A 21,433-nucleotide genomic window follows, 5' to 3' on the forward strand; every position below is an offset into this window, starting at 1 on the left:
CGTGGGCACCGACCACCGGGCCGGGCCTACAGCCAGGCCGCGAACTCCAGCAGCAGTTCCCCGCGCTGACGGTCGCCCACGGCCACCTCCCGGACGCCGGTGTCCACCGCCCGGTACAGCGTCCAGTCGCGCAGCCGGTCCCGGTCGACCTCCAGGGAGTCGGCCAGCTTGGCCACCCGGCGGCGGGCCGCGGCGGCCGCGCCGGACCCGGCCAGCAGATCCTCGAACCGGTCCAGCACCAGCGCCGTCAGGTCATACGCCCGCTCGCCGACGACGGGCGACGGGCCGACCGCCAGCCAGGGCGTCCGCGCCCCGGCCAGCACCTTGCCCTGCCGGAACGCACCGTGCAGCAGAAACTCCTCATCGGACCCGGTCGGCAGCGCGCGCCGCAGCTCCAGTGCCTGCTCCACCAGCGGTCCGGCGGCCCGGGTCAGCGCCCCGGCCGTGCGCAGCCCTTCCATGTCCTGCTCGGTCCGCCCGGCCAGCGTCTCGAACGGGTGCCCCGCGGCGGGCTCCACCCACAGCCGCCGTACCGTGCCGGCCGCCTCCAGCAGCGCCTTGGCCTCCGGCAGCGAACGCAGCGACACCCCGCCCTGGAGCCGCTCCAGGAGCAGCGCACCGCTCTTGTCGTCGGACCGCAGGAGCCGCACCGCGCCCCAGCCGTCCCATATCTCCAGCGCCGCGCCCTCGTGCGTCGACACCCGCCCCGGCACCGGGAACTTCAGCGCCGCCGGCGTCCCGTCCTGCTGCCGTACGAGCGCGAGCAGACTGCGGCGGCCACCGGGCGCCTGCACCCGCTCCAGCGTCAGCTCCCAGGCCGCCAGCTGCTGCTGAACCAGCGTCGGCAGCGCCGTGAGCCACTGCCGCACCGGACTTTCCGGATCGCCGCTCAGCGAACTCACCAACCGCTGCGGCGGTTCGATGGGGGCCGTTGCCATGCTTGAGCTGTCCCTTTCCTGGGGCGGAGACCGCGGAGCGGCCGGTCGTTCAGAGCGCGCCCGCGGCGGCGCTCGCGGAGCCGGCCGGCGCGGCCTCCGCGGCCCGCTCCACGAGCCCAGGGAAGGCTACGCCGCCGCCGCGCCAGCGCACCGACCGCACCGCCGCCTCGCGCAGCGCGGCCGCCGCCTCCCGCCGCCGGACCGCGCCGCCGGCCCGTACGAGATCCGCGTACACGGCGGCCAGCCGGTCCTCCAGCTCCGCCGCCAGCCGGGCCGCGGCGGCCGCGTCCGGCACCGGGAAGGGCAGCTCATAGGCGGCGGCCGCGGCCTGCGGGGTACCGCCCAGATCGCGCACCACGCGGCGCAGCGCGTCCCGGCGGGCGCGGTGCCCGTCGTACGCCGCCTGCGCCTCGGTGCGCCGGTCACCGGCGATCCGCCCGCCCACCACGCCGTAGCCGTACACCGCGGCATGCTCGGCCGCCAGCGCCGCCTGCACCGCCGTCAGCTCGTCGTGCCCGCTGTCGTCGCTGTCGCGTCTGCTGCCGCGAGCCGTTCCGGCCGTCATCCGCACACCCCTTCGCTGGTTCCTGCCCGGTGCCCCGCCGCACCCGTCATCCGGCCCGCTCCGCCAGCAGATACGCGTGCACCGCACCGGCCGCCGCGACCGAGGCCAGCAGCCGGGCCAGTTCCGGAGGCGCGGCGATCAGCGCCTTGGTACGGGTGTCGGCGAGCCGGCGTTCGGCGTCGGCGAGCGCCGAGCGGGCGGCCCGCTCATCCTCGGGGACCGGGGGACCGGACGGCCGGGCGCCGTGCGGCGAGGGAGCGGACGCGGGGGCTCCGGCGTCCTCCGCGGGGCCGTCGGAGGCGCCGCCGCCGGGCGAGGGCGCGGCCCGCTCGTCGCCGAACACCTCGGCGTGCCGGGCGACTTCGGAGCGCAGCGGGCGCAGCCGCGACTCCAGCGCCGGGTGCGCGGCCAGCGTCGCGTCGTAGCGCGCCAGCAGGGTCGTGCTGTCGCGGGCCGAGCGCTTGCGCAGCCGTTCGGCGGCGGAGGAGTGCTCGGCCCGGTCGGGGCCGGAGTCCTCGGAGCAGCCCGTGAGCAGGGCCGCGCCCCCGAGGGCGGCGCCGGCCAGCAGGGTCCTTCTACGCGCGTACGGCACATTCGGCACGTTGCACTTCCCGGGGTCTTCCGTAGTGATCACCGCAGGCGAGAGTATCCGTGACCACCCACCGAATCGTCAGTACCCCGCCGGAACCGATAGGCTTTGACCCGACACGCGACCTACCCACAACAGCACACGCGGCCGAGGAGTCACCCGGATGAGCACCACCCAGAGCGAGAGGCTGCGCGGACTGCTTGAACCGCTCATCGCCGCGCGCGACCTGGATCTGGAAGAGATCGAGGTGACACCGGCAGGCAAGCGGCGGGTGCTGAGGATCGTGGTCGATTCCGACGAGGGCGTCCAGCTGGACGAGTGTGCCGAGCTGAGCCGCGAGGCCTCCCAGGTCCTGGACGACTCCGATGTGATGGGCGGCGCCCCGTACACCCTTGAGGTGACCTCACCCGGCGCCGACCGCCCGCTGACCGAGCTGCGGCACTACCGCCGCGCCGTCGGCCGCCTCATCAAGGCCCAACTCCACGAGGGCGGCGAGCTGGTGGCACGGATCATCGCCGTCGACGACTCCGGACTGGACCTCGAGGTGCCGGGAGTCAAGGGCCGCAAGCCGACCGCCCGCCGGGTCTCCTTCGACGAGATCGCCAAGGCGCGCGTCGAGCTGGAATTCAGCCGTAAGACCGACAAGACAGACAAGCGCGACGCGCAGCACGACGAGAAGATCGACGAGAACAAGGAGGAGGCGTAGCCGTGGATATCGACATGAGTGCCCTGCGGGGTCTGGTGCGGGAGAAGGAGATCTCGTTCGACCTGCTGGTCGAGGCGATCGAGTCGGCCCTCCTCATCGCCTACCACCGCACCGAAGGCAGCCGCCGGCGGGCGCGGGTGGAGCTGAACCGCAACACCGGTCATGTGACGGTGTGGGCGAAGGAGGACCCGGAGGACCTGGAGGAGGGCGCGGAGCCCCGCGACTTCGACGACACCCCCTCCGGCTTCGGCAGGATCGCGGCGACCACCGCCAAGCAGGTCATTCTCCAGCGGCTGCGGGACGCCGAGGAGGAGATCACCTTCGGCGAGTTCGCCGGGCGCGAGGGCGATGTCATCACCGGCGTCGTCCAGCAGGGCAAGGACCCCAAGAACGTGCTGGTGGACGTCGGCCCGATGGAGGCCATGCTGCCGGTGCAGGAGCAGGTCCCCGGTGAGGACTACGCGCACGGCACCCGGCTGCGCTCGTACGTCGTACGGGTGAGCAAGGGCGTCCGCGGCCCGTCGGTGACGCTGTCGCGCACCCACCCCAATCTGGTGAAGAAGCTCTTCGCCATGGAGGTCCCGGAGATCGCGGACGGCTCGGTGGAGATCTCCGCCATCGCCCGCGAGGCCGGCCACCGCACCAAGATCGCCGTACGGTCCACCCGCTCCGGCCTGAACGCCAAGGGCGCCTGCATCGGCCCCATGGGCGGCCGGGTGCGCGCCGTGATGGCCGAGCTGCACGGCGAGAAGATCGACATCGTGGACTGGTCGGACGACCCGGCCGAGCTGGTGGCGAACGCGCTGTCGCCGGCCCGGGTCAGCAAGGTCGAGGTCGTGGACCTGGCGGCACGCTCCGCCCGGGTCACCGTGCCCGACTACCAGCTGTCACTGGCCATCGGTAAGGAAGGGCAGAATGCCCGGCTCGCCGCCCGTCTCACGGGCTGGCGGATCGACATCCGTCCGGACACCGAGCACGCGCCGCAGGACTGAGACCGTCCGAGGCGACCGGTCGCGCCGCGGGCCCCGAAAAATCGGTGGTGCCGCGGCGCCCGTCCGGGAATTCTGAGCAGCCGCACGGCCTTCACCCCAGCGGGGCCGGAGCGGCGCGGGGAGGTAGACTTAAGCAGTGTCTGGCCGGACGCATGCCCGCGCATGCCCTGAGCGCACCTGTCTGGGATGCCGGGAGCGAGCGGCCAAGGGCGATTTGCTGCGCATCGTGGAGATCGAGGGTGAGTGCGTCCCCGATCCTCGCGGTACGCTGCCCGGCCGGGGTGCTTACGTGCACCCGACACTGGTCTGCCTCGACCTGGCGGTTCGCCGCCGGGCGTTCAACCGGGCCTACCGGGCCCGGGGACCGTTCGACACGACGGCCTTGCGCCGGTCCGTCGAGCGTGCCGAGCAGCCCCTGCAATAACGCACAGCACGAAATGCACAGCGCACGGAAAACCGTGCGGTCAGGTACCTCGCGAGTCGGAAGTAGGTCGAGATTGCGATGAGCACTCGATGAGTACGCGATGAGTACGCCCATGAAGTAGCGACGGTCCGGTGGACAAACCCGGACCTAGAAGGAGCGAAGTGGCTAAGGTCCGGGTATACGAACTCGCCAAGGAGTTCGGCGTTGAGAGCAAGGTCGTCATGGCCAAGCTCCAAGAACTTGGTGAATTCGTCCGTTCGGCGTCCTCGACGATCGAGGCGCCGGTTGTTCGCAAGTTGACCGACGCTTTCCAGGCAGGCAGCGGCAATGGCCGCGCCGCCGGTAAGCCCGCGGCGCCGCGCAAGTCGGCCCCCGCGAAGCCGTCCGCGCCGTCCCCGGCGCAGGCGGCACGTCCTGCTGCCCCGAAGCCGGGCGCCCCCAAGCCGGGCCCCGCGGCTCCGGCAGCCCCCGAGGCACCGAAGGTCCCCGAGGCGCCGAAGGCGCCCGAGGCCCCGGTGGCTCCCAAGAGCACTCCCGCCGCCGGCCCCACCCCGGGCCCGCGCCCCGCCCCGGCGCGCCCCGCGGCACCCAAGCCCGCTCCGGCCGCCCCCGCGCAGCCCGAGTTCCAGGCTCCGCCGGCCGCTCCGGCTGCTCCGGCGGCCGGCCAGTCGGCTCCCCGTCCCGGTGCCCCCGCCCCGCGTCCGGCCCGTCCGGCGGCGTCCGGCCAGGGTGGTCAGGGCGGCCAGGGCGGCCAGGGCCGCGGTAACGCTCCGCGCCCCGGTGGCGAGCGTCCGGGCCCGCGTCCCGGCGGTCGTCCGTCCGGTCCGCGTCCGGGCAACAACCCCTTCACATCCGGTGGCTCCACGGGCATGGCCCGTCCGCAGGCCCCCCGTCCCGGTGGCGCCCCGCGTCCCGGCGGCCAGGGTGGCCCCGGCGGCGGTCCGCGTCCGCAGGGCGGCGGCCAGGGCGGCCCCCGTCCCCAGGGCGGTCAGGGCGGCGCGCGTCCCACCCCCGGTGGTATGCCCCGTCCGCAGGGTGCGGCCCCCGGTGGCGCCCCGCGTCCCGGTGGTGGCGGCGGTAACCGCCCGAACCCGGGCATGATGCCGCAGCGTCCCGCTGCCGGCCCGCGTCCGGGCCCCGGCGGTGGCGGCGGCCGTGGTCCCGGCGGTGCCGGTCGTCCTGGTGGCGGCGGCGGTCGTCCCGGTGGCGGCGGCGGCTTCGCCGGTCGTCCCGGTGGTGGCGGTGGCGGTCGTCCGGGTGGCGGCGGCGGTTTCGCCGGTCGTCCCGGTGGCGGCGGTCCCGGTGGTGGCGGCGGCTTCGGCGGTCGTCCCGGCTTCGCCGGTCGTCCCGGCGGTCCCGGTGGCCGTGGTGGCACGCAGGGTGCGTTCGGCCGTCCCGGCGGTCCGGCGCGTCGTGGCCGCAAGTCGAAGCGGCAGAGGCGTCAGGAGTACGAGGCCATGCAGGCCCCGTCGGTGGGCGGCATCATGCTGCCCCGCGGCAACGGCGCGACGGTTCGCCTGTCGCGTGGTGCCTCGCTGACGGACTTCGCCGAGAAGATCAACGCCAACCCGGCGTCGCTGGTCCAGGTCATGCTGAACCTGGGCGAGATGGTCACCGCGACTCAGTCGGTCACCGACGAGACGCTGCATCTGCTCGCCGACGAGATGAACTACGTCGTCGAGATCGTCAGCCCGGAGGAGGAGGACCGCGAGCTTCTCGAGTCCTTCGACATCGACTTCGGTGAGAACGAGGGCGGCGAGGACATGCTCGTCGCGCGTCCGCCGGTGGTGACCGTCATGGGTCACGTCGACCACGGTAAGACGCGACTTCTGGACGCGATCCGCAAGACGAACGTCATCGCGGGCGAGGCCGGCGGCATCACCCAGCACATCGGTGCCTACCAGGTCGCGACCGAGGTCAACGACGAAGAGCGTCGCATCACCTTCATCGACACCCCGGGTCACGAGGCGTTCACCGCCATGCGTGCCCGTGGTGCCAAGTCGACCGACATCGCGATCCTCGTGGTGGCGGCCAACGACGGTGTCATGCCGCAGACGATCGAGGCGCTGAACCACGCCAAGGCGGCCGATGTGCCGATCGTGGTCGCGGTCAACAAGATCGACGTCGAGGGCGCCGACCCGACCAAGGTGCGCGGCCAGCTCACCGAGTTCGGTCTGGTGGCCGAGGAGTACGGCGGCGACACCATGTTCGTCGACATCTCCGCCCGTGAGGGTCTGAACATCGAGCAGCTGCTCGAGGCCGTGGTCCTGACCGCGGACGCCTCGCTCGACCTGCGCGCCAACGCGGAGCAGGACGCGCAGGGCATCGCGATCGAGGCCCACCTCGACCGTGGCCGCGGCGCCGTGGCGACCGTCCTGGTCCAGCGCGGCACGCTGCGCGTCGGCGAGACGATGGTGGTCGGCGACGCGTACGGCCGAGTCCGGGCGATGCTCGACGACAAGGGCAACCACGTCGAGGAAGCGGGTCCGTCGACCCCCGTCCTGGTGCTGGGTCTGACCAACGTCCCGGGCGCCGGCGACAACTTCCTGGTGGTCGACGAGGACCGTACGGCCCGTCAGATCGCCGAGAAGCGCGCGGCGCGCGAGCGCAACGCCGCCTTCGCCAAGCGCACCCGCCGGGTGTCCCTCGAGGACCTCGACAAGGTGCTCAAGGCCGGCGAGGTGCAGCAGCTCAACCTCATCATCAAGGGCGACGCGTCCGGTTCGGTGGAGGCTCTCGAGTCCTCGCTGCTCCAGCTCGATGTGGGCGAGGAGGTCGACATCCGCGTGCTGCACCGTGGCGTGGGTGCGGTCACCGAGTCCGACATCAACCTGGCGTCCGGCTCCGACGCGATCGTGATCGGCTTCAACGTCCGCGCCGAAGGCCGCGCGACGCAGATGGCCGACCGCGAGGGCGTCGACGTCCGGTACTACTCGGTCATCTACCAGGCGATCGAGGAGATCGAGGCGGCCCTGAAGGGCATGCTCAAGCCGGAGTACGAGGAGGTCGAGCTCGGTACCGCGGAGATCCGCGAGATCTTCCGCTCGTCCAAGCTCGGCAACATCGCGGGTGTGCTCATCCGCTCCGGCGAGGTCAAGCGCAACACCAAGGCCCGCCTGGTCCGCGATGGCAAGGTCATCGCGGAGGACCTCAACATCCAGGGTCTGCGCCGCTTCAAGGACGACGTCACCGAGATCCGCGAAGGCTTCGAGGGCGGTATCAACCTCGGAAACTTCAACGACATCAAGATCGACGACGTCATCGCGACGTACGAGATGCGCGAGAAGCCGCGCGGCTGATCAGCTCGCTGATCTGCGCGGTCAGTGTCGGGGCCGGTCGTCGGGAGAAATCCCGTCGATCGGCCCCGGCCGTTCCGTGTACGGTTCGAAAAGACACGGATTCCTAAGGCCCCACGGGTGGCTTGACCCGTCTTGCATGTACGTAGGGACACTGTCCTTCGACCTGCTTCTCGGCGACGTACGGTCGCTGAAGGAGAAGCGCTCCGTCGTCCGCCCGATCGTCGCCGAGCTGCACCGCAAATTCGCGGTGAGCGTCGCGGAGGTCGGGGACCAGGATCTGCACCGCAGGGCCACCATCGGCCTGGCGGTGGTCTCCGGGGACACGGGGCATCTCACCGAAGTCATGGACCGCTGTGAGCGCCTGGTCGCCGCACGGCCCGAAGTGGAGCTGCTGTCGGTACGCCGACGGCTGCACGGCGACGACGACTGACCTGATGACCAGGCGTCCCGTCGCCGGCGGAAGCACAATTGTGGAAGAAAGAAGGAGACGGACCAGTGGCCGACAATGCGCGGGCGAAGAAGCTGGCGGACCTCATCCGGGAGGTGGTCGCCCAGAAGCTGCAGCGCGGTATCAAGGACCCGCGGCTCGGTACGCATGTGACCATCACGGACACCCGGGTCACCGGCGACCTGCGGGAGGCTACGGTCTTCTACACGGTCTACGGGGACGACGAGGACCGCGCCAGCGCCGCCGCCGGACTGGAGAGCGCCAAGGGCATCCTGCGCTCCGCGGTCGGTGCGGCGGCCGGTACGAAGTTCACGCCGACCCTGGCGTTCGTGGCGGACGCCCTGCCGGAGAACGCCAAGACCATCGAGGACCTGCTCGACAAGGCACGGGCCTCGGACGCCCAGGTGCGCGAGGTCTCCTCGGGCGCGCAGTACGCCGGTGAGGCCGATCCGTACCGCAAGCCGGGCGAGGACGAGGACGACGAGGGCACCGCGGCAGAATGAAGCGTGAGAGCAACAAGCCGGGCGGTCTGGTCATCGTCGACAAGCCGTCCGGCTTCACTTCGCACGACGTGGTGGCGAAGATGCGTGGGATGGCGCGTACCCGCAGGGTCGGGCACGCCGGCACGCTCGACCCGATGGCCACCGGCGTCCTCGTCCTGGGCCTGGAGCGGGCCACCAAGCTGCTGGGCCATCTCGCGCTGACGGAGAAGGAGTACGTCGGCACGATCCGGCTCGGCCAGACGACCGTCACCGATGACGCCGAGGGCGAGATCACCGAGTCGAAGCCGGCGCACGGCCTCGCCCGCGAGGACATCGACGCGGGTGTCGCCGAGCTGTCCGGTGCGATCATGCAGGTGCCGTCCAAGGTCAGCGCCATCAAGATCAACGGCAAGCGTTCGTACTCGCGGGTCCGCGACGGCGAGGACGTGGAGATCCCGGCCCGCCCGGTGACCGTCTCCTCGTTCGTGGTGCACTCCGCGCACGAGGGCGAGGCCGAGGACGGTACCCCGGTGACCGACCTGCTGGTCTCCGTCGAGTGCTCGTCCGGTACGTACATCCGCGCGCTGGCCCGCGATCTGGGGGCCGGGCTCGGCGTCGGCGGCCATCTGACCGCGCTGCGCCGCACCCGCGTCGGCCCGTACAAGCTGGACCGGGCGCGCACGCTCGACCAGCTCCAGGCGGCGGTGGACGACACCGAGGGCGAGGGCCTGCCGGTCATGCCGCTCGGCGACGCGGCCGCCGCGGCGTTCACCCGCTGGGATGTCGCCGAACCGCAGGTGCGGCTGCTGCTCAACGGCGCGCGGATCCCGATGCCGCGCTTCGAGGGCGACGGGCCGGTCGCGGCCTTCGGGCCGGACGGCATGTTCCTGGCACTGGTGGAGAACCAGGGCGGGAAGGCCAAGAGCCTGGCGGTGTTCGCCCTCTAGAGGCGGGCCCATGGCCTGATACCGGGGCCGGGTCCGGGCGTGGAAACACGCTCCGGGCCCGGCCTTCCGTGTGTCCGGATACGGGGCGCCGGCCGCCACTCGGCGGCGGCGCGGGGACCGGGCCGCCCGTACCGGAGCCGGCACCGGCCGTGTGCCACCCGCCGCCCATCCCCTCCGCTCCGACAGGTTCCGGCCATTCACTCATTCGGTGAGGCGCTCGAAGTGAATCAAGGAGTGGACGGGGGCGCGTTGGCCGGCTGCTCTCCCACGGCGATCACCGCCTGCTTACCGTGCGGAGAACGGGACAGGGCGAGAGGACCGACGATGGCGTTGCTGGATGCCGATGCGGACGCGGCACTGGTGCGGATCCGCGATCTGGCAGGTCGGACGCGGGGTACGGGCTTCCTCGCGGACCACGACGGCACGGTGGTCACCAGCCACGAAGCGGTGGACGGTGCGGCACAGCTGGTGCTGCAACCCATGGCGGACGGCGCGGGCGGGGGTGCGGCCGGGGGCGGCGGATGGACCTGCCTGGTGGCGGCCGATGCGATCACGCCCCTTCCGGAGGCCGGGCTCGCCCTCGTACGGACCGACAGCTTCGGGCCGCACCGGCTCGCCCCGCTGCCCCTCGCCGCGCGCCGGCCGGCCCCGGACACCCGCGCCCGGCTCTGGGCGGGCGGCTGGCTGGACGGCACGGTCGTCGGGCCCGGCTCCGGGGTGATGTACACGGCCGCCGCGCGTGTCCATCTGCTCGACGAGACGCTGGAACTCGGCCTCTGCGCGGGCGGCCGGGAGGCGCTGCGGCTGGGCGGTCCCGCGATCGGCGGGCCGGTGCTGGACGCCCGGACGGGCGTGGTGCTCGCGGTCCTCGGCACCGCGCTGCATCCGCAGGCACCCGGCGGTTTCCGGAAGGGGCAGGCCCCCGGGCGCCGGGCGGGCGGCTTCGCCATTCCGCTGCGCGCGGTCGCCGAGGCGGCGCCACGGGGCCCGCTCGCCGCCCTGCTGGAGCGCAACGCGCGGACCGTCCCGGCCTACGGCAGCGAGCTGAACCCGGCCGGTGCGCGGCATCTCGCCGAGGTGGCGCTGGGCTCCGCCGCGCGGCCACGACTGTGGCGCGAGCCGGTCGAACGGCCGGACGTGGCCGCGGAGTTCACCCGTTTCGAGGCGGACGGCGGGGCGGCGGGTGGCCGGGTGCTCGGACTGGTGGGGGAGCCCGGGACCGGGCGCAGCACCGAGCTGGCCGGGCTGGCCGCTCGCCGCGCGCAGGGTCCCGCGCCCGCCCCGACCGTCTGGCTGCGCGGTGCGGAACTGCGGCCCGGCGACGACGGCGTCCGCAGCGCGGTCGAGCGCGCGCTGCGCTCCGCGGGCCGGACCGTCGCCGGTGCGGACCGTACGGCCGGTGATCCGGCCGACACCACGGCGCACGGCGTGGCCCACGCGGCGGCCGCGGCCGGGAGTCCGCTGCTCGTCCTGCTCGACGGGCCGGAGGAGATGCCGACGGGGCTGCTGCGGCGGCTGGCCGAGTGGACCGGGGCGACGGCCGACTGGCTGGGGACGGCCGGGGTGCGGCTGGTGATCGCCTGCCGCCCCGAGTACTGGGAGCGGGCCGGTGCGCTCTTCCCACCCGGCCTGCTGCACCGGCCGCACCGCCCGGTGCCCGCGCTGCCCGCCTGTGTGGAGCTCGGCGACCTCTCCCAGGAGGCCGCGGAGCGCGCCCGCGCCCGCTACGGCCTGCCGTCCGGCGCACCCGCCGCCCCGGACGCCCGCCATCCGCTGGCCCTGCGGCTGCTCGCGGAGGTCCGGGCGGCGCTCCCCAAGGGGGACGAGGCCGGGCGGGACGGCGGCATCGGCGCGCCGGACCGCCACCAGATCTTCGACGCCTACCTGGACCTGGTCTGCCTGCGCATCGCCGTACGCATCGCGGCCGCGCACCGGCCCGCACTGCGCGGCACCGCGGTCCGCCGGCTGGCCGCCCAGGTCGCCGGCCAGGTGCACGAGGCGGCCCGCCGCTGCCTCGGCTCCGGCCCCGGAGCGCTGGACCGTACGTCCTTCGAGGAGGTCTTCCCCCGGGCGGCCGGCTGGGCCTCCGCGGTGCTCACCGAGGGGCTGCTGGTCCCGGCCGGCACCGGATACCGCTTCGCGCACGAGGAGTTCGGGGAGTGGCTCCAGGGCGCCCATGTCGATCTCGATCTGCTGCCCGTCCCCGGACACCGCGTCGGGCCGGTCGTCCAGGCGCTGCTGCGGCTCGCCGGACGTGAGGGCTCGGTGCAACTGACGTTCCGGCTGGCGGAGTTGGTGCCGATGGCCACCGCCCCCGCCGCCGGAACACCGGCCCCGCACGCCGTGGACGGCCGCTGGTGGGCCGCGCGGGTGCTCTCCGGGGTGCTGCTCCGGGTCCCCGATGCGAGGCCGTACACGGGCGTGCTGCGGCTGCTCGCCGACCGGATCACCGAACGGTCGCTCCGGACGGGCGGTTTCGCGCACACCGGGCTGGAGACCTTCGGCCCGTGGTTCTGGGAACGGCTGGCGCTGGCGGACGAGGACCGGATGGATCTGCTGCGCCGTCTCCTGCCGGCGGACGGGCCGCCGGCCGGGGCGGGGCGGGTGCCGGGTGGGGGTGCGCGAGGTGGGGCGGAACGGGGTGGCCCGGGGGACGAGCCGGACCGTGCGCCGGTCGGACCGCCGCGGCCGCGGGGGCGGTGGTCGGCGTCCGTGTCCGGGGCGGCGGCTGGTGCTGCTTCTGTCGCCACGTCCGTCGCCGCGTCCTCCGCCGCGTCCGCTTCCGTCGCGTCGACCGGGTCGTGGGCGTCCGGCCTGGCCTCGTCCGGCGGGTCTTCGTCCGACTCGTCGCCGTCCGGCCGGACGGCGGGCGATCTGCTGCCGTCCATTGACGGGCCGGGCCCCGGCCTGCCGTCCGACGACGGGCCGACCCTCGGCCGCGCCTTCGCCCCGCCCCCGCGCGTACGCGTCCACCCCGCCGACGACACGTCCGCCGGCCGATGGGACGGCGCGACCCGGCCCGGCGGGACGCACCCGACCGGAGTTCCCCGCCCCGCCTCCGGCACGGGCACCGGCGACGGGTCGCCCGAAGGGGCTGCCGGAGCGGCCGAGGCGGGTGCGCCGCGCTCGTCGCGCTTTCTCGATGCCGCGGCCGAGCTGCTGTGCGCGGACCCGGAGCGGATGCAGCCGCTGCTGTGCGCCTGGTTCGACGACGCCCGACTGCTTCAGCGCCTCGGGGGCCAGGAGGGCGACGGCCCGGCCCGCCGCGCGCTGCCCCCTGAGATCACCGTGGCCGCCGCCGCACAGGCCCTGCTGCACACCCACCGCCGGCCGGCGCTCGACGCGCTCACGGACGCGCTGGTGCAGGCCGCGCACCCCAAGGGCGACGAGCTGATGGACGCGCTCGCCGAGGACGAGCCGGCGGCGGTGTGCCGGGCCGTGGACCGCTGGGCCCACGACGCCCGCCCCGAGCGCCGGGCCGCCGCCGCGTCCTACGGTCTGCGGGCCGCCCCGTACGTCACCGCCGCGGCCGACCGCGCGCTGCTGCGCTACGCCGCCCTCTGCCTGCTCGCCCGGACCGCGGACAGCGCCCACCACGGCTCCGCGCTCGCCCTGCTCGTCGGCGACCCGGCCACCCGGGACCGCTTCCTGGACCGGGCGCTGGCCCGCTTCGTGGCGGGGGATCCGCAGCTGCCGCCCACGGCGTTCCGGGCCGCCCTCACCGACCACCCCGGGCCGGTGCTGGACGCCTTCCGGGCCCGGCTGGTCGGAGGCGCCGGTCCGCCGGTGGCCGCCGGGCTGCTGCGGATGCTCGCCCGCACCGAGGACCCGGTGCTCGCCGGGCGTATCGACGGCCTGGTGCGCGACTGTGCCCGGCACTGCCCGGACCGGGCCGCGCGGCCGGTCGCGGAGTTCGTCGAGTGCCGCCTGGAGCGCGGACCCGCCGCCCGCGCCGCGCTCCGCCCGCTCGCCGCCGAGCTGCTGACCGGATATCCCGTACCGGTCCGGTGTGCGCTCGCGGCGGTGGTGGCCGAGGTCGGCTCCGGCGACTCGGCACCGTTGCGCCGTGAGTTGCTGGAGGTGCTGCTGACGCAGGAGGCCTCGTACGCGGCACCGCACGGCGGGTACGAGGAGTCCGGCCCGGATACCCGGGTGTTGGAGGCGCTGCTGCAGACGGCCGCCGAGGGAGCGGAGCGGCGGCCGGCCGAGCGCACTCGCGAGCTGGTGCACCGCACCGGGGCGCTGCTGGTCCGTACGCCCGAGGGGGCGGCCCGCTTCGACGGGCGGCTGGTGGAGCTGGGGCGGCGGGTGCCCGGGTTCGCGCGGCGGGTGCAGGACTGGGTGGCGGACGAGCCGGGGGAGTGGGCGGCGGTGGTGGGCCCCGGGGCACGGGCCACGCTCGCCGGATGCCACAGCTGACCGGTGGGTTGAGCGGGCCGGACAGGCGCTCCGGCCCGTGCGGAGGCCCCGCCTCGTGCCCGCGGTCCCGGCGGTGGACGGCTGCGCTGAGCCACCCTTCGCGTGGAGCACCACCCGCGGCATGGCAGTCTTAGACCTGCGCCATGCCGACGTGGCGCAATGGACGGACAAGGGTTCGGGCGAGGAGCGGGCACAGTGCAGCGCTGGCGTGGCTTGGAGGACATCCCCGAGGGCTGGGGGCGCAGCGTCGTCACCATCGGCTCGTACGACGGAGTGCACCGCGGCCACCAACTGATCATTGGCAAGGCCGTCGCGCGCGCCCGCGAGCTGGGGATTCCCGCCGTGGTCGTCACCTTCGACCCGCACCCGAGCGAAGTCGTACGGCCCGGCACCCACCCGCCGCTGCTGGCGCCGCACCACCGGCGCGCGGAGCTGATGGCCGGGCTGGGGGTGGACGCGGTGCTGATCCTCCCGTTCACCAAGGAGTTCTCGAAGCTGTCCCCGGCCGACTTCGTGGTCAAGGTGCTGGTCGACAAGCTGCACGCCCAGGTCGTCGTCGAGGGCCCCAACTTCCGCTTCGGGCACAAGGCGACCGGCAACGTCGAGACCCTGGCCGAGCTCGGGATCACCTACGACTACACCGTCGAGGTCATCGACCTCTACGAGCGCGGTGCGGCGGGCGGCGGCGAGCCGTTCTCCTCCACGCTCACCCGCCGGCTGGTGGCCGAGGGCGAGGTGGCCGGTGCGATGGAGGTCCTCGGACGGCCGCACCGCGTCGAGGGCGTCGTCGTGCGCGGTGCCCAGCGCGGCCGCGAACTGGGCTTCCCCACGGCCAATGTGGAGACCCTGCCGCACACCGCGATCCCGGCCGACGGTGTCTACGCGGGCCTGCTCCAGGTGGAGGGTGAGGCGATGCCGGCGGCCATCTCGGTCGGCACCAACCCGCAGTTCGACGGCAAGACCCGCACCGTCGAGGCGTATGCCATCGACCGCGTCGGCCTGGACCTGTACGGCCTGCACGTCGGCGTGGACTTCTTCGCCTACATCCGTGGCATGGAGAAGTTCGACACCCTCGACGCACTGCTGGAGCGGATGGCTGTCGATGTGAAGCTGGCGCGGGGGCTGATCGCGGCGGCGGGGTGAGGGGCGCGGTCTCTCGACTCCCTGCTTTCCCCGGCCGCCCCGTGCCCATGCGACGAGGAGCGGGCCCGGAGGGCGGCCATCGTTCTGGGCGGCCCGTCCGGCACCGCCCGGCTGTTCGGCTCCATGGAGGGGGACTTGCGTCATGACCACGATCTACCGGTCCGAGGCCGGTGCGGGGGAGATCCTGCGGCGCTACCGGGACGCGCTGCGCACCTGGCCGGTACCGGCCGAGGAGCTGCGGGTGCCGACCCGCGAGGGCGAGACCTTCGTCCTGGCCTCCGGCCCCCGGGACGCGCCGCCCGTGCTGCTGCTGCACGGCTCGGGAGCGAACGCCACGATGTGGCAGGACGACATCACCTCCTGGGCGCGGCACTTCCGCACCTACGCCGTCGACCTCGTCGGCGAGCCGGGCCTGAGCGCGCCGTCCCGCCCGCCGTTGGCCTCCGACGCCTGTGCGCTGTGGCTGGACGATGTGCTGGAGGGGCTCGGGATCACGAGCGCGTCGATGGTCGCGGCCTCCCTCGGCGGCTGGACGGCGCTGGACTACGCCACCCGCCGGCCCGAGCGGGTGACGCGCCTGGCCCTGCTGTGCCCCGGCGGCCTGGGGAGACAGAAGGTGGGCTGGCTGGTCAAGGCTCTGCCGCTGCGCCTCTTCGGGCGCCGTGGGATACGCCGGTCGGCAGGAACCGTGGCGGGTCTGGAGCTGCCTGAGCAGCGGCACGTCCTCGACCAAGTGGCGCTGATCTTCACGCACTTCAAGCCGCGTACGGAGCGGCTGCCCGTCTTCTCCGACGGCGCGTTGGGCCGTCTGACGATGCCCGTGCAGGTGACCGTCGGTGGCCGCGATGTCCTGTTCGACTCCGAAGGCACCGCCCGGCGCATCCGGCACGGTGTCCCGCACGCGACCGTGCACCTCCTGCCCGAGGCCGGCCACGCGATCCTCGGGCAGACCGCTTCGGTCCTGGCGTTCCTCCGCGGCTGACCTGTCGCGGCAGCTCGTCCGGGGGGCTCGTCCGCGGCGGGGTGGCCGGGAGTCGCCCGGCGCCCTGGACGCGCCACCCTCCCCAACTCGGCTGATTTCACCCGGAGTTCGGCCGGGACCGGTTCACTCGTCCGGGGGATGACGTGATACGGGGCGGGGCCCGGCACCTCTCAGGTACCGGGCCCCGCCCCGTATTGCGCTACGTCCGCCTTACTGCGGAGGCGGCTGCTGCTGCCACCCGGGCGCCAGGCCGGGCCCGTCCGCTTGCGGTGCGTCCGGAGCGGGCTGTTGCTGCTGCCAGTGGGCCGGCGGCTGGCCCTGCTGGGGCTGCTGGGTCCAGCCACCCTGCTGCGGCGGGTAGCCGGCCGGCGGCTGGCCCTGTTGCGGCTGCTGGGGCTGGCCCTGCTGGGCGTACTGCTGTTGCTGATGCGCGTACGGGTCGCCGCCCATCTGCTGCTGGCCGTACGGATCCCCGCCCATCTGCTGCTGGGGGTACATGCCCTGCGCCTGCTGGGCCCGCGCGAAGTCCTCGGCCACCAGGGCGGAGAGGTTGAAGTACGCCTCGCGGGTCTTGGGGCGCATCATGTCGAGGTCGACCTCGGCACCGGCGGCGAGATGCTCGTCGAAGGGGACGACCACGACGCCGCGGCAACGGGTCTCGAAGTGCGACACGATGTCATCGATCTTGATCATCTTGCCGGTCTCACGGACACCGGAGATGACCGTGATGCCGCGCTGCACCAGGTCGGCGTAGCCGTGCGCGGACAGCCAGTCCAGGGTGGTGCTCGCGCTGCTGGCACCGTCCACGGACGGGGTGGAGATGATGATCAACTGGTCGGCGAGATCGAGGACTCCGCGCATCGCGCTGTAGAGGAGACCGGTTCCCGAGTCGGTGAGGATGACCGGGTACTGCTTGCCGAGGACATCGATCGCCCGCCGGTAGTCGTCGTCGTTGAAGGTCGTCGAGACGGCCGGGTCGACGTCGTTGGCGAGGATCTCCAGGCCCGAGGGCGCCTGCGAGGTGAACCGGCGGATGTCCATGTAGCTGTGCAGATGCGGGATCGCCTGCACCAGGTCACGGATGGTCGCACCGGTCTCCCGGCGCACCCGTCGGCCGAGCGTGCCGGCGTCCGGGTTGGCGTCGATCGCCAGGATCTTGTCCTGCCGCTCGGACGCGAGCGTGGAGCCGAGGGCCGTGGTGGTCGTGGTCTTGCCGACGCCGCCCTTGAGGCTGATCACCGCGATCCGGTAACAGGACATCACCGGCGTACGGATCAGCTCCAGCTTGCGCTGCCGCTCCGCCTCTTCCTTCTTCGCGCCCAGCTTGAACTTGGACGGCTGGGCGTTGGCGCCCGGCTTGCGCTTCTTGGGCTGGTTGCGCAGCAGCCGGTCGGAGGTCAGCTCGACGGCGGCGCTGTAGCCGAGCGGTGCGCCGGGGGCGGCCCGCTGCTGCTGCGGCTGCTGCGGGCCCGGCTGCGAGTACGACGCGTAGTTGGCCGCGGCGTTCGGGTCGGCGGCCTGCTGACCGGGCAGCGGCTGGTACTGCGCCTGCTGAGGCTGGGCCTGGGCCTGTTGGGCCTGGGCCTGCTGCGCTTGCTGTGCTTGCTGAGCCTGCTGGGCTTGCTGTGCCTGCGCTGCCTGCGCTGCCTGTGCCTGCTGGGCCTGCTGTGCCTGCGCCGCCTGTGCCTGGGCCTGCGCCTGAGCGGCCTGAGCCTGTGCTGCCTGCTGGGCGGCGTGCTGCTGGGCGTAACCGGCCTGCGCCTGGCCCTGCTGCGGGTAGCCCTGCGCACCGGTCTGCGGATAGCCGTAAGCCGACTGCTGCGCGGCCGCCTGGGGCTGCTGTTGGGCCTGCTGGGGGTAGCCGTACGCGGGCTGCGGATAGCCGTACGCGGGCTGTTGCTGCTGTGCGGGCGCGCCCTGCTGCTGTTGCGGGTAGCCGGCCTGCTGGGCGTGCTGCCCCTGGGGGTACCCGGCCTGCGGCTGCCCCGCCTGCTGGGCGTGCGGCTGCGGCTGCGGCTGCGCCTGCGGTTGCTGCTGGGCCGGTGCGTGCTGCTGGGCCTGCTGGGCCTGCTGCTGAGCGGCCTGGGCCTGGGCCTGGGCGTGCGCCTGTGCCGTCCGTGGGTCCGCGGGCTGGTACTCGGCCGGCAGCGGCGGCAGCCCGCCCTGTCCGGGCACACCCTGCTGCTGACCGTCCGCCGCAGCACCCCACGGAGCGCCCTGCTGCGGAACGCCCTGCTGGGGCGCCTGCGGGGGCATCGCCTGCTGGGGCATGCCCTGCTGCGGTACGCCTTGCTGCGGAGCGGCCTGCTCCGGAACTCCCTGCTGCGGCACACCCTGTACGGGCATGCCCTGCTGGGGCACGCCCTGATGCGGCTGCTGCTGGGCCGGTGCGGGCTGCGCCTCCGGCATGGCCGCCTCGGGGGCGGGCTGCGCGGGCACCGCGGCCTCAGGGGCCGGGGGAGTCTCCTCGACGGGGGCGGGCACGGCCGAAGTCTCCGGCTGCGGCGCCGCGTCGGTGGACGTGACCTCGGGCTCGGACGCGTGCGTCGCCTCCGGCTCGGCGTCCTTGTCGTCGTCCCAGAGCGAGGCCGACGGGTCGGTGCCCGTACCGGCGCGCCGATTGCCGGTGCCGGCACCCTCGTTCGCGGCCGGTGCGGGCTCCGAGGGAGTCTCCGGCGTCTCCGGGGGAGTGGCGGCGACCGGGGCGTCATGGCCCGTTTCCTGGGGGCGCAGCGTCGGGAATCCGGGCGGCGCGGCCTCGGCGGGCCCGGGGAGCGGCTGACCCAGGGGCTGTCCGACGGGGGGCTGGGCCCCGGCGGTCGGAGTGGCGGACGAAGACGCAGGAGGAGCCGCGGACGAGGCGCCGGCGCTCGCGCCGCCACCACTGGTGTCGTTGCTCGAGTACCAGGCCGGTGCGGCGAAATCGATCTTGAACTCACCGGTCAGGTCGAACTCGGACTGGTCGTCGTCAGGATCGTTTCCGTCCGGACGGAAAGCCTCCTGCTCGTTCACTGTGCCTCCTGGTGTATTGCCACGCACCTGAACGGCAGGACCGGATACAGGCGGATCGATCGGATGTAGCGGAAGTCGGAACACACCACCCGGGGTTGCGCCAACACTAGCTGTCGCCATCCCCGTATCGAGTGCCGTCGTGCTGTGCTCCTGCGGCTCTCCCATACAGCCTAATCAAGAGTCGGCTCATAACGGCAGTCGATGTCATGTCGTCTTCATACCCTTCGCACGCTTACGGGCGCACCCGTGGATGCGCCCGTAGGTCGTGCCCCGCGGCCGGTTGCGGACGCGCTGCGCACAGCGCTCCGCGGGCGACCGGCCCGGAATGACGGTCAGTCCATCCGGCGCGGCCCGCCGAGCAGGTTGGTCTCCGCCTCTGTCGGCTGCGTCATGACGAACTGGTGGCCCTCGCGCGAGCACCACAGCATGGCGTTGTCGCTGAGCGTCGGCAGCACCGCGCCGACCTGCTCCGGCAGCCGCATGATTCGCGTCACAACCTCCGCCTCTTCGGGCGAAAGCCGCTGGAGACCGACCAGATCGGCGCGGCTGAGCATCTGCGGTGACCGCGGCCCGAGGAACGGCAGCACGGTCAGCACCGACTGCCAGGGGCTCGGGGCGAGCTGATTGCGCGGCGGGCGTGCGCCCATGTCCCGTACGACCAGCACCGGGCTGGAAACCGACGGGCCCTGGGGGGCGATCTGGCGCACGTCATGGACCGACACACACTGCTGTCCGCCGCCCGCGGCCTGTGCCATCTGGCCCCAGGCCGGCGGCCGTGCGGTCTCGACCGCGACCCGGGCGCCGACGGCGACCGTACGCAGCGCCAGCAATTGCGCCATCCACATGCTGCCGACCAGCGCGATCTCCATCGGCGCGGGCCGCAGCAGGCTCAGCACGGCGGGCTGGTTCTGCGGGTCGATGCCGATGATCACGCCGTCGTCGCCGACCGGCAGGGTCAGTGAGGCGAGCGATTCGGCGGTCAGCACATGGGGGCTGCGGCGCGGACCGCGCAGGCCGTAACCGGGCCTCGGCTTCGGACCGGTCGGACCCGACTGGTCCTCGTCCGGGCGCGGCTGGTGCGAGAGCCGGTGGTCGCCGTCGCTGCCGCCGAGCGGGGGGTTGCGCCAGCCGTTGCCGCTGGTGTTGACACGGGGTTGGTAGGTGGGAGAGGCCATCAGCGGGTACCTCCGAGGGGAAGCGTGGCCAGCAGGCCGGGCAGCTGTTCCCGGTCGAGCCGGACGAGGCCGACCTTCACGGAACCGGAACGGCGCTCCAACTCGCTCTGCGCGGAGGTGAGTTCGTTCTCGCTGCGGGTGGAAAGACGGACGTAGCCCGAGATGGCCGGGGCGCGGCCGCTGCCGTGGGTGGCGGTCAGCGCGAAGGTGCTGGCCATCGCCCTGGTGCTGGTCAGCAGCTGGGTGACGGCCGCCAGCGGCGCACCGCCCTGGCCCAGTTGGGGCCACCGGCCGATCCAGTACGTGGAGTGCCAGCGGTCGTCGCAGCGCATCGCCCGGGTCGTCTCCTGGGTGCGGCGGGCGGCTCGCCCGTCACGCCCCATCGCGCCGTTGGCGGCCCGCGGGCTGACGCACACCGCGGTGCCGATCGCGGCCACCACCTCGCGCTCGGCGAGCACCCTGGCGCGCACCCCGTGCGCGGTCAGCCGGCTGACGAGCTGGTCGGCGGCGCGCAGCAGTGAACGCTTGGCGCCCTCCATCCCGCCGCCGCGGGCCTCGATCGCCTCCGAGCACAGCTCGGGGTCGAGCTTGAGCGCGATCCATGTCAACTGGAGCGCGGGCGTCTGCGCCTGGGCCTGGAGCGGTGCGTACGAGCGGGCCGCGACGGCCTGTTCGGGCAGATGCGGGGCCGGCGCGGGCTGGGTGTACTGGACGAACTGCACCGACTCCAGGTGGATGTCCTCGATGTCGAGCGCGGTGTGCAGCACCTCGAGCGGCAGCATGTGGCTGCCGCGCTCCGGGCGCAGCGGCTCGTCACGGGCGTCCACCTGGACGAGGGCGGTCAGGAACGTGCCGTCACCGACGAACCCGATGGCGCGCTGGTCCGACTCGGTGGTGAACTCATAGGTGCGCAGCGCCGGTTCGCACTCCACCACCGGGGCGATCGCCGGGTCGACGCCCTGGGTGGCCGCGAGCGCGGAGGTGCTCTCCTTGCCGCGGCGCTTCATGGCGCGCACGGTGGTGATCCATTCGGGCAGCGGAATCCTGCGCCGCCGGCCGAGCGCGAAGATGACCAGAATTGCCGCGATCACAATGGCCGCGGTCAGTGCGGCCGGGTGGATCGACCAGCCCACCAGTACCAGGGCCGCGGCGAGTTCGATGATGGCCAGCTGCTGAACCCGGACCCCGCCGATGGTTCCGGCCTGTTGGCGCAGCCGCGGTGCCACCGGACCTGCCGGGCGGGCCGCGGAACGCCGGCCGCCATTTTCTCTGTTGCCCGGAGCTGTGCCGTTTTGGCCAGCATTTCCCGCGT

At 73.6% G+C, this 21,433-nt stretch carries 16 protein-coding genes; 10 read left to right on the plus strand and 6 right to left on the minus strand.

What is annotated here, in order from left to right; genetic code table 11:
- Positions 1-26: 26 nt before the first annotated feature.
- From QT196_RS29010 to QT196_RS29020, 3 genes are read right to left on the minus strand one after another with little or no spacing between them, the layout of a single operon-like run.
- Positions 27-938 (minus strand): aminoglycoside phosphotransferase family protein, encoded by a 912-nt coding sequence (locus tag QT196_RS29010; protein WP_290355979.1) that lies wholly within the window; start codon positions 936-938, stop codon positions 27-29.
- Positions 939-987: 49 nt separating this feature from the next.
- Complete coding sequence (locus QT196_RS29015; protein ID WP_290355980.1) at positions 988-1,503, minus strand: ferritin-like domain-containing protein; 516 nt, start codon at positions 1,501-1,503, stop codon at positions 988-990.
- Positions 1,504-1,549: 46 nt separating this feature from the next.
- Complete coding sequence (locus QT196_RS29020) at positions 1,550-2,095, minus strand: hypothetical protein (RefSeq protein WP_168484055.1); 546 nt, start codon at positions 2,093-2,095, stop codon at positions 1,550-1,552.
- A 160-nt stretch (positions 2,096-2,255) separates the two neighbouring features.
- Here QT196_RS29020 and rimP point away from each other — a divergent pair, with 160 nt between their 5' ends.
- The 10 genes from rimP to QT196_RS29070 all read left to right on the plus strand — a co-directional run bounded on the left by rimP (position 2,256) and on the right by QT196_RS29070 (position 15,934).
- The gene (gene rimP, locus QT196_RS29025; protein ID WP_290355981.1) at positions 2,256-2,798 is read left to right on the plus strand and encodes a ribosome maturation factor RimP; all 543 of its coding nucleotides are present in this window, start codon (positions 2,256-2,258) and stop codon (positions 2,796-2,798) included.
- 2 nt (positions 2,799-2,800) lie between these two features.
- On the plus strand, positions 2,801-3,790 hold the full coding sequence (gene nusA, locus QT196_RS29030; RefSeq protein ID WP_085927363.1) for a transcription termination factor NusA: 990 nt from the start codon (positions 2,801-2,803) through the stop codon (positions 3,788-3,790).
- Between the two features lie 136 nt (positions 3,791-3,926).
- Entirely contained in the window at positions 3,927-4,214 is a 288-nt protein-coding gene (locus QT196_RS29035) for a YlxR family protein (protein ID WP_042149520.1), read from the plus strand.
- A 161-nt stretch (positions 4,215-4,375) separates the two neighbouring features.
- Entirely contained in the window at positions 4,376-7,513 is a 3,138-nt protein-coding gene (infB, locus tag QT196_RS29040; protein ID WP_290355982.1) for a translation initiation factor IF-2, read from the plus strand.
- 136 nt (positions 7,514-7,649) lie between these two features.
- Positions 7,650-7,943: a DUF503 domain-containing protein gene (locus tag QT196_RS29045; protein WP_085927365.1), complete on the plus strand. Its 294-nt coding sequence runs from the start codon at positions 7,650-7,652 to the stop codon at positions 7,941-7,943.
- A 65-nt stretch (positions 7,944-8,008) separates the two neighbouring features.
- Positions 8,009-8,464: a 30S ribosome-binding factor RbfA gene (gene rbfA, locus QT196_RS29050; RefSeq protein WP_085927366.1), complete on the plus strand. Its 456-nt coding sequence runs from the start codon at positions 8,009-8,011 to the stop codon at positions 8,462-8,464.
- Entirely contained in the window at positions 8,461-9,390 is a 930-nt protein-coding gene (gene truB / locus QT196_RS29055; protein WP_168481627.1) for a tRNA pseudouridine(55) synthase TruB, read from the plus strand. The genes rbfA and truB overlap by 4 nt, the downstream gene beginning before the upstream one ends.
- 324 nt (positions 9,391-9,714) lie before the next feature.
- Positions 9,715-13,809, plus strand: coding sequence for a hypothetical protein (locus QT196_RS29060; protein WP_290355983.1), 4,095 nt, complete (start codon positions 9,715-9,717; stop codon positions 13,807-13,809).
- A 195-nt stretch (positions 13,810-14,004) separates the two neighbouring features.
- Entirely contained in the window at positions 14,005-14,952 is a 948-nt protein-coding gene (locus tag QT196_RS29065) for a bifunctional riboflavin kinase/FAD synthetase (RefSeq protein WP_168481629.1), read from the plus strand.
- A 142-nt stretch (positions 14,953-15,094) separates the two neighbouring features.
- On the plus strand, positions 15,095-15,934 hold the full coding sequence (locus QT196_RS29070; RefSeq protein WP_168481630.1) for an alpha/beta fold hydrolase: 840 nt from the start codon (positions 15,095-15,097) through the stop codon (positions 15,932-15,934).
- Between the two features lie 210 nt (positions 15,935-16,144).
- Here QT196_RS29070 and QT196_RS29075 read toward each other — a convergent pair whose 3' ends face one another.
- From QT196_RS29075 to eccE, 3 genes are all read right to left on the minus strand, one after another.
- Entirely contained in the window at positions 16,145-18,946 is a 2,802-nt protein-coding gene (locus tag QT196_RS29075) for an SCO5717 family growth-regulating ATPase (protein WP_290355984.1), read from the minus strand.
- Between the two features lie 332 nt (positions 18,947-19,278).
- Positions 19,279-20,121, minus strand: a complete 843-nt coding sequence (locus QT196_RS29080; protein WP_168481631.1) for a hypothetical protein — start codon at positions 20,119-20,121, stop codon at positions 19,279-19,281.
- Positions 20,121-21,347: a type VII secretion protein EccE gene (eccE, locus tag QT196_RS29085; protein ID WP_168481632.1), complete on the minus strand. Its 1,227-nt coding sequence runs from the start codon at positions 21,345-21,347 to the stop codon at positions 20,121-20,123. Before eccE ends, QT196_RS29080 begins: the two co-directional genes overlap by 1 nt.
- Between the last annotated feature and the right edge of the window lie 86 nt (positions 21,348-21,433).

The sequence above is a fragment of the Streptomyces sp. P9-2B-2 genome, from assembly GCF_030406865.1.
Lineage (GTDB): Bacteria > Actinomycetota > Actinomycetes > Streptomycetales > Streptomycetaceae > Streptomyces > Streptomyces platensis.

Bases quoted from the DNA above. Each gene is read 5' to 3' on its own strand.
- QT196_RS29060 (WP_290355983.1), top strand. From the start codon at position 9,715: ATGGCGTTGCTGGATGCCGATGCGGACGCGGCACTGGTGCGGATCCGC.
- rimP (WP_290355981.1), top strand. From the start codon at position 2,256: ATGAGCACCACCCAGAGCGAGAGGCTGCGCGGACTGCTTGAACCGCTC.
- truB (WP_168481627.1), top strand. From the start codon at position 8,461: ATGAAGCGTGAGAGCAACAAGCCGGGCGGTCTGGTCATCGTCGACAAG.
- QT196_RS29015 (WP_290355980.1), bottom strand. From the start codon at position 1,503: ATGACGGCCGGAACGGCTCGCGGCAGCAGACGCGACAGCGACGACAGC.
- QT196_RS29045 (WP_085927365.1), top strand. From the start codon at position 7,650: ATGTACGTAGGGACACTGTCCTTCGACCTGCTTCTCGGCGACGTACGG.
- QT196_RS29080 (WP_168481631.1), bottom strand. From the start codon at position 20,121: ATGGCCTCTCCCACCTACCAACCCCGTGTCAACACCAGCGGCAACGGC.
- QT196_RS29070 (WP_168481630.1), top strand. From the start codon at position 15,095: ATGACCACGATCTACCGGTCCGAGGCCGGTGCGGGGGAGATCCTGCGG.
- QT196_RS29010 (WP_290355979.1), bottom strand. From the start codon at position 938: ATGGCAACGGCCCCCATCGAACCGCCGCAGCGGTTGGTGAGTTCGCTG.